13 protein-coding genes are annotated in these 15,579 nt (G+C 62.5%); 11 read left to right on the top strand and 2 right to left on the bottom strand.

What is annotated here, in order from left to right; genetic code table 11:
- Positions 1 to 40 precede the first annotated feature (40 nt).
- From ACSQ17_RS17500 to ACSQ17_RS17470, 7 genes are all read left to right on the top strand, one after another.
- On the top strand, positions 41 to 358 hold the full coding sequence (locus ACSQ17_RS17500; protein WP_233684279.1) for a DUF883 family protein: 318 nt from the start codon (positions 41 to 43) through the stop codon (positions 356 to 358).
- 11 nt (positions 359 to 369) lie between these two features.
- Positions 370 to 753, top strand: a complete 384-nt coding sequence (locus ACSQ17_RS17495) for a phage holin family protein (RefSeq protein ID WP_436069865.1) — start codon at positions 370 to 372, stop codon at positions 751 to 753.
- Entirely contained in the window at positions 750 to 1,106 is a 357-nt protein-coding gene (locus tag ACSQ17_RS17490; protein WP_436069864.1) for a hypothetical protein, read from the top strand. Before ACSQ17_RS17495 ends, ACSQ17_RS17490 begins: the two co-directional genes overlap by 4 nt.
- 73 nt (positions 1,107 to 1,179) lie before the next feature.
- Positions 1,180 to 2,343 (top strand): EAL domain-containing protein, encoded by a 1,164-nt coding sequence (locus ACSQ17_RS17485; RefSeq protein ID WP_436069863.1) that lies wholly within the window; start codon positions 1,180 to 1,182, stop codon positions 2,341 to 2,343.
- 75 nt (positions 2,344 to 2,418) lie between these two features.
- Positions 2,419 to 3,750, top strand: a complete 1,332-nt coding sequence (locus ACSQ17_RS17480; RefSeq protein WP_436069862.1) for a deoxyguanosinetriphosphate triphosphohydrolase — start codon at positions 2,419 to 2,421, stop codon at positions 3,748 to 3,750.
- Between the two features lie 3 nt (positions 3,751 to 3,753).
- The gene (locus ACSQ17_RS17475; RefSeq protein WP_436069861.1) at positions 3,754 to 4,830 is read left to right on the top strand and encodes an FUSC family protein; all 1,077 of its coding nucleotides are present in this window, start codon (positions 3,754 to 3,756) and stop codon (positions 4,828 to 4,830) included.
- Positions 4,831 to 4,965: 135 nt separating this feature from the next.
- Positions 4,966 to 7,923, top strand: coding sequence for an HD domain-containing phosphohydrolase (locus tag ACSQ17_RS17470; protein ID WP_436069860.1), 2,958 nt, complete (start codon positions 4,966 to 4,968; stop codon positions 7,921 to 7,923).
- A 63-nt stretch (positions 7,924 to 7,986) separates the two neighbouring features.
- On the opposite strand, the gene ACSQ17_RS17465 is transcribed toward ACSQ17_RS17470, so the two are convergent.
- Positions 7,987 to 8,328: a YggL family protein gene (locus ACSQ17_RS17465; protein WP_233684272.1), complete on the bottom strand. Its 342-nt coding sequence runs from the start codon at positions 8,326 to 8,328 to the stop codon at positions 7,987 to 7,989.
- 225 nt (positions 8,329 to 8,553) lie between these two features.
- On the opposite strand from ACSQ17_RS17465, the gene dacB reads away from it, so the two are divergent.
- A complete protein-coding gene (gene dacB / locus ACSQ17_RS17460; RefSeq protein ID WP_436069859.1) occupies positions 8,554 to 10,002 on the top strand; it encodes a D-alanyl-D-alanine carboxypeptidase/D-alanyl-D-alanine endopeptidase in 1,449 nt (482 codons plus the stop codon).
- A 38-nt stretch (positions 10,003 to 10,040) separates the two neighbouring features.
- On the opposite strand, the gene ACSQ17_RS17455 is transcribed toward dacB, so the two are convergent.
- Entirely contained in the window at positions 10,041 to 10,514 is a 474-nt protein-coding gene (locus ACSQ17_RS17455) for a MarR family winged helix-turn-helix transcriptional regulator (RefSeq protein WP_436069858.1), read from the bottom strand.
- Between the two features lie 111 nt (positions 10,515 to 10,625).
- Between ACSQ17_RS17455 and ACSQ17_RS17450 the strand changes: the two genes are divergently transcribed.
- The 3 genes from ACSQ17_RS17450 (at position 10,626) to ACSQ17_RS17440 (ending at position 15,509) form a co-directional block, all read left to right on the top strand.
- Complete coding sequence (locus ACSQ17_RS17450; protein WP_436069857.1) at positions 10,626 to 12,395, top strand: N-acetylglutaminylglutamine amidotransferase; 1,770 nt, start codon at positions 10,626 to 10,628, stop codon at positions 12,393 to 12,395.
- A gap of 104 nt (positions 12,396 to 12,499) precedes the next feature.
- Positions 12,500 to 14,236: an N-acetylglutaminylglutamine synthetase gene (gene ngg / locus ACSQ17_RS17445; RefSeq protein WP_436069856.1), complete on the top strand. Its 1,737-nt coding sequence runs from the start codon at positions 12,500 to 12,502 to the stop codon at positions 14,234 to 14,236.
- Positions 14,237 to 14,318: 82 nt separating this feature from the next.
- Positions 14,319 to 15,509 carry an osmoprotectant NAGGN system M42 family peptidase gene (locus ACSQ17_RS17440; protein WP_436069855.1) on the top strand — a complete coding sequence of 397 codons (1,191 nt, stop codon included), beginning with the start codon at positions 14,319 to 14,321 and terminating at the stop codon, positions 15,507 to 15,509.
- Positions 15,510 to 15,579 lie beyond the last annotated feature (70 nt).

Raw genomic sequence — 15,579 nt, 5'->3', positions numbered from 1 at the left:
CTCGAACCCCTACACTGTTGCCTTCAGAAGGAGAAACACCATGGCCCGTAAAACCACGACTCCCGCCAGCAAGGACCAACTGCTCGAAGAATTCCAGGCGCTGGTCAGCGACACCGAACGTTTGCTGCAGCACTCCGCCAGCCTGGCCGGTGATCAGGCCGAGGAGCTGCGCGAGCAGATCCGCAGTAGCCTCGGCCGCGCCCGTGGCACCCTGCACAACGCTGAAGCAGCCCTGCACGAACGCGGCAAGGCAGCTATTGAAGCCACCGAAGGCTATGTGCAGACTCACCCTTGGCAAACCCTCGGCATTGCTGCCGCCATCGGCCTGTTGCTGGGCATGCTGATTTCCCGGCGCTAAAGAGAAACGCAATGGATGCAACACCGCCTAACCCACCGAGCCGTGGCAGTTCGCCACGGCGCTTCGCCGGTGCCCTGCTGGGCCTGCTGCAAGGCCATATCGCACTGTTCGCGGAAGAACTCAAAGAGCAGCAGACCCATACCCTGAGCCTGCTGGTGCTGACCAGCCTGAGCCTGCTGTTCGGCCTGTTGTTGCTGATCGGCTTGTCCGCCGCGCTGCTGATTGCGTTCTGGGACAGCCACCGCCTGCTGGTCATCAGTGCGCTCTGCGTGTTCTATGCACTGGCCATGCTCAGTTCACTGATCACGCTCTTGCTGCGCGTACGCAATGCCCCAGCGCCCTTCAGCGCCAGCCTGGAAGAACTGGCCCGTGACCGTGAGCAACTGCTGCCATGAACCTCCCCGAATTACCGGCCAAGGCCTCGCGCCGTGAGCTGCGCAAAACCCTGCTGCGCATGCGCCTGGAAATGCACCGTCAGGAGCTGCGCCACGAAGCCCTGGTGATGCTGCAACCATTGCGCCAGGCACAACAGTTGCGCAAACACTGGCGCACCGAACTGCATGGCAGCAACGCACCACTTTGGGTCGCTGGCGGCGCCCTGTTACTGGCCACCCTGGGTATTCGCAAGGGTCATTGGCGCCGCTGGCTGCGCATTGCACTGATCGCTTTCCCGCTGTTACGGCGCCATCCGCCACGTCAGCCGGACGCTACAGCAGCCCCACATAGAGATACTGAAGCAGGGGATTAATCTGGCCACGATCTTGCTTAGTGACTTGGCTTAGCCGCCCACCGGGGCATTTGCCTGCCTAAGGAACCGTGCAGTGTTCAATGGTCAACCGCTTGCTGTTTTCCAACCCTTTATCGACACCGCCACCGGTCGTATTGCCGGTGTCGAGGCGCTGGCACGTTTACGCAGCGATGATGGACAACTGCATTCGGCCGGCCCGCTGTTCAGTGACCCCAAAACGCCGCCTGCAGCCCTGCGCCGCCTTGACCGGCAAGTGCGCGAGCACGCATTGGCAGGCTTTCATCAAGCGCCCGAGGACTGGTTCCTCAGCCTGAATATCTCGCCCCGCTGGATCAGCCGCCTGCGGCCCGAGCAGCCCCTGCCCAGCCTCAAGCAGCTCCAACACAGCGGCATCGACCCAGCACGCATCGTCTTTGAAATCACCGAACTGGGGGGTGCCAGCGCGCGCCTGCCCGGCGTGGTGGAGCGCTATCGACAGGCAGGCGCACGGATTGCCATCGACGACTTCGGCGCAGGCTATTCGCAACTCGACCGGGTGCTGGCCCTGCAACCGGACATCCTCAAACTGGACATGCGCCTGTTCCAGCAGGCCGCCCGTGGCGGCCCCAGCAGCGAGGTGGTCAAGGCCCTGGCGCAGATGGCGGAAAAGACCGGCTGCTGGATCATTGCCGAAGGTGTGGAAACCGAAGCCGAACTGGATTTCGCCCTGGAGTGCGGTGCGCGTTACCTGCAGGGCTACCTGTTTGCCAAACCCGAGCAGGCCTTTTTCAACAGCAATGCCTTCGTCAAACGCTTTGCCCAATTGCGCGACCGCTATGTGCAGCAGAAGCTTGCCGAACGCGCCCGCCTGATGACCCTGCGCCAGCAACTCGGCGAACTGATGAACAGCTTCAAGGCCTGGATCGAAGCCGGCGCGCAGGCCGACCAGTTGCCGCAGCCACATGCCACTCCCTGGCTGCTGCGGATCTTCCAGTGCGACCGTCACGGCACCCAGCTGACCGCCAACCTGGAATGGCACGACCATACCTGGCACAGCGACAGCCGCTACATCGGCCACAACTGGTCATGGCGTCCCTACTTCTATCAGCTACTGGCCGAAGGCTGGGAAGAACGACGGCTGATTCTCTCCAGCACCTACCGCGATGCCACCACCAACCAGTACTGCCTGACCGCCGGGCAATTTATCGACAACGGCAAACGCCTGCTGCTGATCGATATCGACGCCGCCGGGTTTTAGCAGCACCTCGCCTTGCATCATCGGCCTAGAACCCCGAAGCTAGCTGCCACAGCCAGGTAACGGCGAGGATCTATCTTGGATTGGCAAACCCTGCTCAACCGTGAACGACTCGGTAAACCAACGCACAGCGTCGCCGAACTGGGGCGTACGCCGTTTCACAAAGACCATGATCGCATCATCTTCTCCGGCGCCTTCCGCCGCCTGGGGCGCAAGACCCAGGTACACCCTGTGTCGAGCAACGACCATATCCACACGCGCCTGACTCACTCGCTGGAAGTCAGCTGCGTCGGCCGCTCGCTGGCCATGCGTGTCGGCGAGATGCTGCGTGACGAGTTGCCAAGCTGGTGCACACCGAGCGACCTGGGCATGGTCGTACAATCCGCCTGCCTGGCCCACGATATCGGCAACCCGCCGTTCGGCCACTCCGGCGAAGACGCCATTCGCCACTGGTTCCAACAAGCCGCCGGGCGCGGCTGGCTAGATGCAATGAGCGACGCCGAACGCGGCGACTTTCTCAATTTCGAAGGCAATGCCCAGGGCTTTCGCGTGCTCACCCAACTGGAGTACCACCAGTTCGACGGCGGCACACGGCTGACCTACGCCACCCTCGGCACCTACCTCAAGTACCCCTGGACCGCACGCCACGCCGACGCCCTGGGCTACAAGAAGCACAAGTTCGGCTGCTACCAGAGCGAGCTGCCATTGATCGAACAGATCGCCGCCAAACTCGGCCTGCCGCAGTTGGAAGAACAACGCTGGGCACGTCACCCACTTGTCTACCTGATGGAGGCCGCAGACGACATCTGCTACGGCCTGATCGACCTGGAAGACGGCGTGGAGATGGAACTGCTCGACTACACCGAAGTGGAGGCATTGCTACTCGACCTGGTGGGCGATGACCTGCCGGAAACCTATCGCCAGCTCGGCCCGAAAGACTCACGCCGACGCAAGCTAGCGATTCTGCGCGGCAAGGCCATCGAGCACCTGACCAATGCCGCCGCCCATGCCTTTGTTGAACAGCAGAATGCACTGCTCGCCGGCACCTTGCAGGGCGATCTGGTCGAGCACATGCACGGCGCGGCCAAGCACTGCGTACAGAGCGCGAAGTCCCTGGCACGTGAGAAGATTTTCCACGACAAGCGCAAAACGCTGCATGAGATCGGCGCCTACACCACACTGGAGATTCTCCTCAATGCATTCTGTGGCGCGGCACTGGAGCAGCACAGCGGGCGCACGCTGTCGTTCAAGCACCGGCGCATTCTCGACCTGCTCAGCTATTACGCACCGGAACCCGGTTGGCCGCTGTATCGCTCGTTCATGCGGGTGATCGACTTTATCGCCGGCATGACCGACAGCTACGCTACTGAAATGGCCCGTGAGATGACGGGCCGTTCAAGCCCGGTATAAACCATGAGCAGCGTACTGCGACAAACCTTCAGCTGGCATGCCGGGCCTCCCGCCTGGGGCCCGGCCATGGTCGCCGGCCTGGGTTGCGCCCTGCCCTTGCTGCTCGGCTTGTTCAGCGCGCATCCCGGCTTTCTCTGGGCCTCGGCCGGAGCCTTCCAGGCGGCGCAGGCCAACCCGCTGCATCGCCTGGGCATGCTGCGCATGCTGATGCTCTGCGGCCTGGGAGCCTGCAGCGCCGGTCTGGGTTTCTGGTCCGCCAGCCACCCTTATGCGAGCCTGCTGATCTTCGCCCTGTTCGGTTTTCTCTTGGCCTGGTTACAACGCTTTGGCAGTGAAGCTGGCAAGCTGGGCATCGGCCTGGCCATCTGCTTGTGTCTGGGTCAGGGCCAACAAGGCCTGGGTTCGCTGAACAACCCTTACGCCATCGCCATGCTGTTTATCCTCGGCGGTCTCTGGGTGATGCTCCTGGCCTTCGGCTTGCGCGGCATGCATGGCCTGCGCATGTGGCCGTACATGCCGCGCTTCATCAGCATCTTCAAGGTGCTCAGGCGCCATGCCAAACGTCTGCCGCAGCAGAAGTGGCGCCTGCATGCACTGGGCTGCACCCTGGCGTTTGCCCTTTCCGGGCTGATCGTCAACCTGGCCGAACTGCACCGTGGCTATTGGCTGACCCTGACAGTGGTGACCACCCTGCAACTGGATTTCCAGGGCAGCCTGGTGCGCGCCGTGCAATCGATCCTCGCCAGCCTGGGCGCGGCAGCGCTGCTGATCCTGCTCGGCCACAGCCTGCAGAACCCGGCCTTGATGGTCGCCACCCTGCTGCCGCTGATCGCCCTCAGCCGCGCCCTGCAGGCCAATCATTACGGGCTGTTCGTACTGCAGACCACGGTGTGCTTCGTACTGCTGGCCGAAAGCCTGGCGCATGACTGGCAATTGCCGCAGGTGCGTCTGTTCAACAGCCTGATCGGCGTGGCCCTGGCCTTGCTGGTGGCGCTGCTGGTGTATGGCCTGGAGCGCTGGCTGCAACGGCGAAACCAGCCACATACCCGCTCCAGCAGCAATCCCGGCACTTCACCGTAATGCACCGCAAAAGTGCAGCGCGCAAGCCCTGCTCAGCCCCTCCTGCCCACCTGAAAAACCTTTAACCCAGCCAGGCAAAGCCACCCAGGCTTCACTATGCTTGGCGCTGGGTTATGGCTCTTAAGGATGGGTGCAATGCAACAGAAGCCAGGGTCAAGGGAACGGCGTTTTCCTCTCCACATCCATATCAGCGTGCTGTTTACCTTGCTGCTACTGGGTTCTGGGGTGGTGCTGGGTTTCTTCAACTACCAACAGACCAGCAATATCATCCTGAGCAGCAGCGACCAACTGTTCAGCCAGATGCGCAAAGAAGTGCAGGCAGACCTGCGCAACACCTACCAACCCATCCGCTACATGATCAACCTGCTGGCGCGTAACGAGCAGGTTAATGGCCGTGATCGCCACGAGCGCATGATCATGCTGCCGATCTTCGCCCAGGCCCTGCGCGACAACCCCAAGCTGGCCTCGATCTACGTCGGTTATGGCGATGGCGGCTTCTTCATGGTGCGCCCCCTACGCAGCCAGAAACTGCGACAGATTTTCTTCGCCCCCAAAGATGCGGCCTACCAGGTGTGGAGCATTGACCGCATCAGCGAACAGCGCCTGGATTCCGAATACCAGTTCTTCGATGCCCAGTTGCAACCCATCAGCCGCCGGCAGAACCTCAAGGAAACCTATGATCCGCGCCAACGCCCCTGGTATCAGGGCGCACAACAGAGCGCAGAGCATTTCACCACCGCCCCCTATGCCTTCTTTTCCACCGGGGAGATCGGTACCACCATCGCCCGCAAAAGCGCCGACAGCACCGTCGTGGCCGCCGACCTGACCCTGGATGACCTCTCCGCTACCCTGGCCGCGCATCGCCTGACACCTTCCACTGAAGTGGTGCTGTACAGCCCGGACGGCAGCGCCGTGGCCTACCCCGACAGCGCGCGCCTGGTCATCCCTGGAGAAACCCTGCAACTGGCGCAGGTCAAGACGCTCAGCCCACTGCTGGCCAATTTTCTGGAGCTGGGGCTGAATGAGGATCGCCAGGGTGCCGTGCAACTGAACCAGCAACGCTGGCAGATTTCCTACACCAAACTCAGCGAAGGCGGCCCCGAAGGCCTACGCCTGGCTCTGTTGGCACCAGAGCACGAACTGCTGGCCGATGCCTACCGCATCCGCTGGCAAGGCGCGATGCTGACTCTGGGCATCCTGCTGCTGTGCATTCCGATCGGCTGGCTGCTCTCCAATATTCTGGTCAAACCGCTGCGCATGCTGGTCGGGGAGGCCGAGGCCATTCGCAGTTTCAACTTCGACTACCCCGCCAGCGGCCGCTCCTTCGTCAAGGAAGTCGACCAGTTGGCCGTGTCGATGACGCGCATGAAAGACACCATCGCCAGCTTCCTCGACATTGCTGCCAGCCTGTCGGCAGAAACCCGTTTCGACGCCCTGCTGCGCCGGGTCCTGCGGGAAACCGTCGACCTCAGCGAAGCCAGTGGCGGCCTGCTCTATCTGCGTGATGCCAGCAGCGGTCGCCTGGAACCCTACGGCCTGTTTATCAACGAGCAGCAGCACAACCTGGAAGAACACCGCATCCCTAGCTTTGACCAAGGCGATCCCGCCACACCCAGCTGGCTGGCGCAAACCGCCATGGGCGGCGGCAGCGTCACCGTGGCGTTGGGCTTTGAACAAGCACAGGGGTTCCAGAGCCTGCTGTATACCCTCGACAGCCCACGTGCGCATCTGGTCTGCACCGGCCTGCACAATCGTCAGGGGCAGACCCTGGGCGTTCTGCTGTTGCTGCATCGCGACACTGGTGATGAAGCTGAACTGGCCATGCTGCGCCCGGAACGAATCGCCTACGTGGAAGCCGTCTCCGGGGTGGCGGCGCTGTGCATCGAGAGCCAGCGCCTGCTCGATCAGCAGAAGAAACTGCTGGACTCTTTTATCCAGCTGATCGCCGGCGCTATCGATGCCAAGAGCCCCTATACCGGCGGCCACTGCCAGCGCGTGCCAGAACTGACCCTGATGCTGGCCCGCGCCGCAGCCGACAGCCAAGACCCGGCATTCGATGCTTACCAGCCCAGCGAGGAAGAGTGGGAAGCCCTGCATATCGCGGCCTGGCTGCACGACTGTGGCAAGGTTACCGTACCTGAATATGTGGTGGACAAGGCCACCAAACTGGAAACCATCTGTGACCGTATCCATGAGGTGCGCATGCGCTTCGAAGTACTCAAGCGCGATGCCTGGATTGCCTACTGGCAGGGTGTGAGTCAGGGTGGTGAAGCGGTCAACCTGGCTCAGGTACGCGACGAACTGCTCGTAGCACTGGATGACGAATTTGCCTTTATTGCCCGCTGCAACCTAGGCGGCGAAGTCATGGCAGAGGCCGATCTAGAGCGCCTGCGCAGCATCGCCGCACGGACCTGGACGCGCACCCTGGATGATCGCCTGGGCGTATCCTGGGAGGAAAACCTGCGCCAGTCACGCACGCCCGCGCAGCCCTTACCGGTGCAGGAAGCGCTGCTCAGTGACAAGCCCGAACACCTGATCGAGCGCCCCGACAGCGAGCTGATCGCCGCCGATAACCCCTGGGGCTTCAAACTCGACGTGCCGGCCTACAAACATAACCGCGGCGAGCTATACAACCTGGGGATCGCCCGCGGCACCCTGACCAACGAAGAACGCTTCATCATCAACGGCCATATGGTGCAAACCATACGCATGCTCAGCCACCTGCCCTTCCCGCCGCACCTGGCCAACGTCGCCGAGATTGCCGGCGGCCACCATGAAAAAATGGACGGCACGGGTTATCCGAAACGCCTCAAACGTGAAGAGATGAGTCTGCCGGCCAGGATGATGGCGATAGCCGACATCTTCGAAGCGCTGACCGCCGTGGATCGGCCCTACAAGAAAGGCAAACTGCTGTCCGAATCACTCGGCATCATGGCTGGTATGTGCAAAGGCGCGCATATCGATCCAGAGCTGTTCGGGCTGTTCGTGCGGGAAAAGATCTACCTGCAATACGCCGAGCGCTTTTTGCGCCCTGAACAGATTGATCAGGTCGATGCCGCGAGCATACTGGCCAAGGCTGGCCTGGGCGGCTGAGACAGGAGAGTTGAGGCGGGAAAAGCAACAGGGCATGCGCGAGGCATGCCCTGTTTACAGGCTTTAAGCCTGATTGATCGCGTTGTCCGGGTACCAGACGTCGATCAGCGGGCTGGCAGTGAAGTCCACCAGCTCGTTACGGCCTTTCAGCCAGGCCTCAACGGCAGCGCGCTGCTCTTCGCTGACCGAGCCACGCTTGCCCAGGCACACCAGACCGAAGTCATCGCCGCCGACATAACCCAGACCATTGGCGGTCATGGCGTCACGCAGAAAGTCTTCCAGGAAGGTGTCGATGGCAGCATCGCTCAGATCTTCCTTGAAGTTCAGGTTCAGCTCAAAACCCAGCTCCTGGAATTCATCCACGCAGAGTTTTTTGCGCAGACGGCGGGAACGGTTAGTAGCCATGGAACAATCCTCAAAAGTGATAACGCGCGGCACTCTAGCAGTTTCGCGGGCTGCGTGCCCGTTTCGAAGATGACAGGTCAGTCGATAACACGCAGAAAGCCCCGCCAACACACGCCGCCAACACTGGAATGGGGCATAATCGCGTGCATCATCCCAAGCCGCGACGAGCTCCCATTACATGCCTCGCCTCATCGTTGTTGTCCCTCAGCTGGAGGGTTGCCACCCATGATCAAATCCCTGCGTCGCCTGGCCATTGCCAGCCTGCTGCTGCCTGTATGCCTGCCGCTGGCCGCCGCCAATGGCGGTTTGTCGAACAAGGTTCAGCAGTCGCTGAAAGCCAACAAGATCAATAGTCAGTCGCTGTCGGTGGTCACCGTGCCACTCAACGGCCCCGGCAGTAGCACCTTCTACAACGCCGATATCTCGGTAAACCCGGCCTCCACCATGAAGCTGGTCACCACCTACGCGGCGCTGGAACTGCTCGGCCCGACCCACCAGTGGAAAACCGAATTCTTCACCGACGGCCAACTGAAGAATGGCGTGCTCAACGGCAACCTCTACCTCAAGGGTGGCGGCGACCCCAAGCTGAACATGGAAAAACTCTGGCTGATGATGCGCGACCTGCGTGCCAACGGCGTGCTGCAGGTGACGGGCGACCTGGTACTCGACCGCAGCCACTTTGTACAGCCACAGTTACCGAGTTTTAACGACGATGGTGGCGACTCCAACAAGCCATTCCTGGTCACCCCGGACTCGCTGCTGGTCAACCTCAAGGCGCTGCGTTTTATCGCCCGCACCGAAGGCGGCAAAGTGCATATCGCCGCCGAGCCGCCGATTGCCGACATCCGCATCGACAACCGTGTCAAAGCCCTGCCGGCCGCCAAATGCCCAGGCTGGCCGGATGTGCGCTACAACCCGGTGGCCGAATTCGACGGCACCACGGTCATCGTCACCGGCAAGCTGGCCGAAGGCTGCAGTTCGCAGACTTATCTCTCACTGCTCGATCACCCTGGCTACGCTGCGGGTGCCGTCCGCGCCATCTGGCAGGAACTGGGTGGCAGCATCATGGGCAAGAACCGCCTCGGCCCGGTGCCGGAGAAGGCTCGACTGCTGGCCCGCGCCTACTCGCCGGACCTGACCGAAATCATCCGCGACATCAACAAATACAGTAACAACACCATGGCCCGGCAGCTGTTCCTCAGCCTAGGCGCACAGTTCCGCACCTCCGCCGACCAAGACGACAGCAAGGCCGCGCAACGGGTGATCCGCAGCTGGCTGGCGCGCAAGGGCATCACTGCGCCGCATCTGGTGATGGAGAACGGCTCCGGGCTGTCACGTGCCGAGCGAGTCAGCGCGCGGGAAATGGCTACCTTGCTCCAGGCGGCCTGGAAAAGCCCCTACTCCGCCGAATTTATGGCCTCGCTGCCATTGGTAGCCATGGACGGCACCATGCGCAAACGCCTGCACCGCACCCCGCTGGTAGGCGAGGCGCGAATCAAGACCGGTACGCTGAACAACGTACGCGCCATTGCCGGCTTCAGCCGCGACAGCAACGGCAACAGCTGGGCCGTGGTGGCCATCCTCAACGACCCACGCCCCTGGGGCGCCTCGTCGATTCTCGATCAGGTGCTGCTGGATCTGTACAAGCAGCCCAAGCTCAGCGCTCAGCGTTAGTCGCTCGACCAACCCCGCGCCAATCCAGGCGCGGGGTTCTACTCCATCTCCCCACACAGCTGCGCCGCGCGTAACAAGGCGGCGGTCAGGCTGTGGCGCTCCCACTCCTGCAACCCGGCAAAACGCTCGACAAACTCCGGCGGCAGCAGGCTCGGCGCCTTTTGCAGCAGCGTGCGCCCCTGTTCGCTGAGCAGCAGCCACTGCCGGCGACGATCCTGATCATCACGCTGGCGTTGCAGCAGGCCCTTTTCCTCCAGCCTGTCGAGCATGCCCGACAGGGTCGCCGCCGTGAGGCTGACCCGACCGCTGAGGTCGCTGGCCGTCAGGCGTGCTTCGCCCGCCAGCACCTGCAAAATCATCAACTGCATTGGCGTCAGCCCACCAAAGCGGCCTAGACGTTTGGCATGCACTTCACCGGCCTGCTGTAAACGCCGCAAGGCCTGAAAGAGCGGCAGCTCGAAGGCCGCAACAGATGACAAATCTATTTCAGTAGAAACCTTTTTATCAGCCATAAATGCCTTTTAATTCGACATAAAACTTTGACATGAAATCATTATTTTGTTTTGGTGTAAAAGGTTCGGCAGCCTCGAACCACTCCCCAACGGCAATACCGGTAAGGAATTATGTGCGCAATCGCTGGAGAATTACGTTTTGATCAACGACCGGCCGACCTGGCTGCAGTCGAGCGAATCACCCACCACATGGCCGCCCGCGGCCCCGATGCCCACGGCTTTCACAGCCAGGGCCCACTCGCCCTCGGCCACCGCCGCCTGAAGATCATGGACCTGGCCGAAGCCTCGGGCCAGCCGATGATCGACAGCGAGCTAGGCCTGACGATGGTGTTCAACGGCGCCATCTACAACTACCCGGAACTGCGCGAAGAACTGAAAGCCCTCGGCTACCGCTTCTTCTCCGATGGCGACACTGAAGTGCTGCTCAAGGGCTACCACGCCTGGGGCACCGACCTGCTGCCCAAGCTCAATGGCATGTTCGCTTTCGCCATCTGGGAGCGTGACCGCCAGCAGCTGTTCATCGCCCGTGACCGCCTCGGGGTCAAGCCGCTGTACTTGTCACGCACTGGCGAACGCCTGCGCTTTGCCTCCAGCCTGCCGGCGCTGCTGGCCGGCGGTGATATCGGTAAAACCCTCGACCCCGTCGCCCTCAACCACTACCTGAACTTCCACGCCGTGGTGCCTGCGCCGCGCACCCTGCTGGCCGGGGTGGAGAAACTGGCACCGGCCAGCTGGATGCGCATCGACGCCCAGGGCAACTGTGAACAGCAGACCTGGTGGAACCTGACATTCGGCCCGCAGCGCGAAGAAATCGCCTTCGGCCTGGAGGAATGGCAAGAGCGCGTGCTCGACGGCATGCGTGAAGCGGTCTCAATCCGCCAGCGCGCCGCCGTGGATGTCGGCGTGCTGCTCTCCGGCGGTGTCGATTCGAGCCTGCTGGTCGGCCTGCTGCGTGAAGCCGGGGTGGAAAATCTGTCGACCTTCTCCATCGGCTTTCAGGATGCCGGCGGCGAGCGCGGTGACGAGTTTCAGTATTCCGACCTGATCGCCGAACACTTCGCCACCCGCCACCATCAGCTGCGTATCGGTGAGCACGAGATTCTCGAACAGCTGCCGGCGGCCTTTCGCGCCATGAGCGAGCCGATGGTCAGCCACGACTGTATCGCCTTCTATTTGCTGTCACGCGAAGTGGCCAAGCACTGCAAGGTGGTACAGAGCGGCCAGGGCGCCGATGAGCTGTTCGCTGGCTACCACTGGTACCCGCAGGTGGACGCCGCCGAGGATGCCTTCGGTGCGTATCGCGCAGCGTTCTTCGACCGCGATTACGACGAGTACGCCGCCTGCGTGCAGCCCGCATGGCTGACCGGCGACATGGCCGGTGACTTCGTCCGTGAGCATTTCGCTCAGTCCGGCGCCGTGGCCGCCGTGGACAAGGCGCTGCGCCTGGACAGCACGGTGATGCTGGTCGATGACCCGGTCAAACGGGTCGACAACATGACCATGGCCTGGGGCCTGGAGGCGCGCACACCGTTCCTCGACTATCGCCTGGCCGAACTTTCAGCGCGTATTCCAGGACGTTTCAAGCTGCCCGATGGCGGCAAGCATGTACTCAAGGAAGCAGCCCGCCGGGTCATCCCCAGCGCGGTGATCGACCGGCCCAAGGGGTACTTCCCGGTGCCCGGCCTCAAGCACCTGGAAGGCGCCACTCTGGGCTGGGTGCGTGACCTGCTGCTCGACCCCAGCCAGGATCGCGGCCTGTTCAACCCGGCCATGCTCGATCGTTTGCTGAGTGATCCGCAGGGCCAGCTGACGCCTTTGCGTGGCTCCAAACTGTGGCAGTTGGCTGCGCTGAATCTTTGGTTGAACGAACACGGCCTGTAGACCTCGACAACACCGCCGTAGCCCGGATGCAATCCGGGGGTGTTGCGGCTCAAACCCACAACCTGGCACAGCCCAGGCCAAGCGAATGAGCAAAGGACTATCCCATGCGTACCACTGCCTTTAACCAACGCCTGTTGCGCGGTCAGGCGCCCTCCTACGAGCGGCTGACCGCGCGCCTGGCCGAGGATCACAGCGCACCGCCCAGCCAACCGCACGCCGTACATTGTGGCTGGGGCCGTCTGCTGATCGGCCACACTTACCCGGATGCTGCTGCCCTGGCCAGCGATCTGCTGACCGAGCAGCCCGGCGAGCGTGACATCGCCCTGTATGTGGCGGCCCCACAGCAGGTGCTCGCGCAAGCGCCGCAGCAGCTGTTTCTCGATCCGTCGGACACCCTGCGCCTGTGGTTTACCGACTACCGTCCCGCGCGCCGAGGCTTTCGTGGTTACCGTGTACGCCGCGCGCAGAATGCCGAGGACTGGCAGGCGATCAATGCACTGTATCAGCTGCGCGGCATGCTACCGATCAAGCCCGACACACTCACCCCGCGCCACCTGGGTGGGCCGGTGTACTGGCTGGCCGAGGATGAGCACAGCGGCGCGGTGATCGGCAGCGTCATGGGCCTCAACCACAGCAAGGCCTACCAGGACCCGGATCATGGCAGCAGCCTGTGGTGCCTGGCGGTCGATCCACGCTGCAGCCGACCTGGCGTCGGCGAGGTGCTGGTGCGCCACCTGATCGAACACTTTATGAGCCGAGGCCTGAGCCACTTGGACCTGTCCGTGCTGCACGACAACCAACAGGCCAAGGGCCTGTACGCAAAGCTGGGCTTTCGTGAGTTGCAGACGTTCAGCATCAAACGCAAGAACGGCATCAACGAAGCGCTGTTCCTCGGCCCTGGCCCGCACACCCCGATGAACCCCTACGCGCGGATCATCGTCGATGAAGCGCTGCGCCGTGGCATCGAGGTACAGGTCGACGATGCCGACGCCGGGCTGTTTACCTTGAGCCACGGCGGCCGGCGCATCCGCTGCCGGGAATCGCTGAGCGACCTGACCAGTGCGGTAAGCATGACCCTGTGCCAGGACAAACACCTGACCCACCGCGCCCTGGCGCAGGCCGGTCTGCACCTACCCGCTCAGCGCCTGGCCGGTAGCGCTGACGAAAACGCCGCGTTTCTCGCCGAGCACGGCAGCCTGGTGGTTAAACCGGTGGATGGCGAACAGGGCCAGGGCGTGGCGGTGGATCTGCGCACGCCGCTGGATGTTCAGGACGCCATCGAACGCGCCAGCACCTTCGACAGCCGCGTCTTGCTGGAAAGCTTTCACCCTGGTTTTGATCTGCGCATTCTGGTGATCGGCTTTGCCGTGGTCGCTGCGGCGATTCGTCGTCCAGCTGAAATAGTTGGCGATGGCCAGCACAGCATCAGCGAGCTGATCGACGCGCAGAGCCGCCGCCGGCAAGCGGCCACCGAAGGTGAAAGCCGCATCCCCAAAGACGCTGAGACCCTGCGCACCCTGCATACCGCTGGGGTGGATTACGACAGCGTGCTGCCGGCCGGCCAGCGCCTGCCCGTGCGCAAAACTGCCAACCTGCACACCGGCGGCAGCCTGGAAGACGTCACCGACATCCTTCACCCAGCGCTGGCCGATGCTGCGGTAAAAGCCGCCCGCGCCCTGGATATCCCAGTGGTCGGCCTCGATTTGCTGGTGCCCGCGGCCGATCAACCCGAGTATGTGTTTATCGAAGCCAACGAACGCGCCGGCCTGGCCAACCACCAGCCGCAACCCACCGCCGAGCGCTTTATCGACCTGCTGTTCCCGCTTAGCCAGGTGGCTTGAAGCATCAGCAGACCCGTAACCCGGCGTTATCCACTCCATGAGATCGTAGGCCTCTCGAACACTTGTCGCAAGGAGCAGCTGTATGCAAAAACTCCCCGAACCCGACCTCGCCTACCTACAGAAAGTGCTGCTGGAAATGCTCGCCATTCCCAGCCCTACCGGTTTTACCGACACCATCGTGCGCTACGTCGCCGAACGCCTGGAGGAGATCGGCATCCCCTTCGAGATGACCCGTCGCGGCACCATTCGCGGCACCCTCAAAGGCAAACTGAGCAGCCCGGATCGCGCAGTTTCCGCGCACCTGGACACCATTGGCGCCATCGTCCGCGAACTGCAGGACAACGGCCGCCTGGGCCTGGCCGCCGTCGGCTGCTGGTCAAGCCGTTTTGCCGAGGGCAGCCGCGTCAGCGTGTTTACCGATCAGGGCGTGATTCGCGGCAGCGTGCTGCCACTGATGGCCTCGGGACATGCCTTCAATACCGCCGTGGACCAATTGCCGATCAGCTGGGACCACGTCGAACTGCGCCTGGATGCCTACTGCAGCACCCGCGCCGACTGCGAATCGCTGGGTATCTCGGTGGGTGACTTCGTCGCCTTCGACCCACTGCCAGAGTTCACCGAAAGCGGTCATATCAGCGCGCGCCACCTGGATGACAAAGCCGGCGTTGCGGCGCTGCTCACCGCGCTCAAGGCCATCCAGGAAAGCGGCCTGGAGCCGGAGATCGACTGCCACCCGCTGTTTACCATCACGGAGGAAGTCGGTTCTGGTGCGGCAGCCGCTCTGCCCTGGGATGTCAGCGAGTTTGTTGGCATCGATATCGCCCCGGTTGCGCCAGGCCAGCAGTCTAGCGAGCACACCATCAGCGTGGCCATGCAGGACTCAGGCGGGCCTTACGACTATCACCTGTCGCGCCAGCTGCTGCGCCTGGCCAGTGAGCATGAAATCCCGGTGCGCCGCGACCTGTTTCGCTACTACCACAGCGACGCACAGTCAGCGGTCACTGCCGGCCACGACATCCGCACCGCCCTGCTGGCCTTTGGTTGCGATGCCACCCATGGCTACGAACGCACGCATCTCGACAGCCTCAAATCCCTCAGCAGTCTGCTCACGGCCTACCTGCTCAGCCCACCGGTATTTGCCAGCGATGCTCAGCCGGCACAGGGCTCGCTGGAGCGTTTCAGCCATCAACTGGAACACGATGCACAGATGGCCAGCGACACCCGCGTGCCCAGCGTTGACAGCCTGTTGCGCCCACGTGATCAGGACGCTTGAAGGGTCGCGCGCATCAGGGCAAAGTGATGGCATGACGCGGGGCCGGATCAGGCCTCAGAAAATAATATTG

It is taken from the genome of Pseudomonas sp. LjRoot71, from assembly GCF_964253255.1.
Lineage (GTDB): Bacteria > Pseudomonadota > Gammaproteobacteria > Pseudomonadales > Pseudomonadaceae > Aquipseudomonas.
This window is presented reverse-complemented; position numbering and strand designations above follow the sequence as displayed.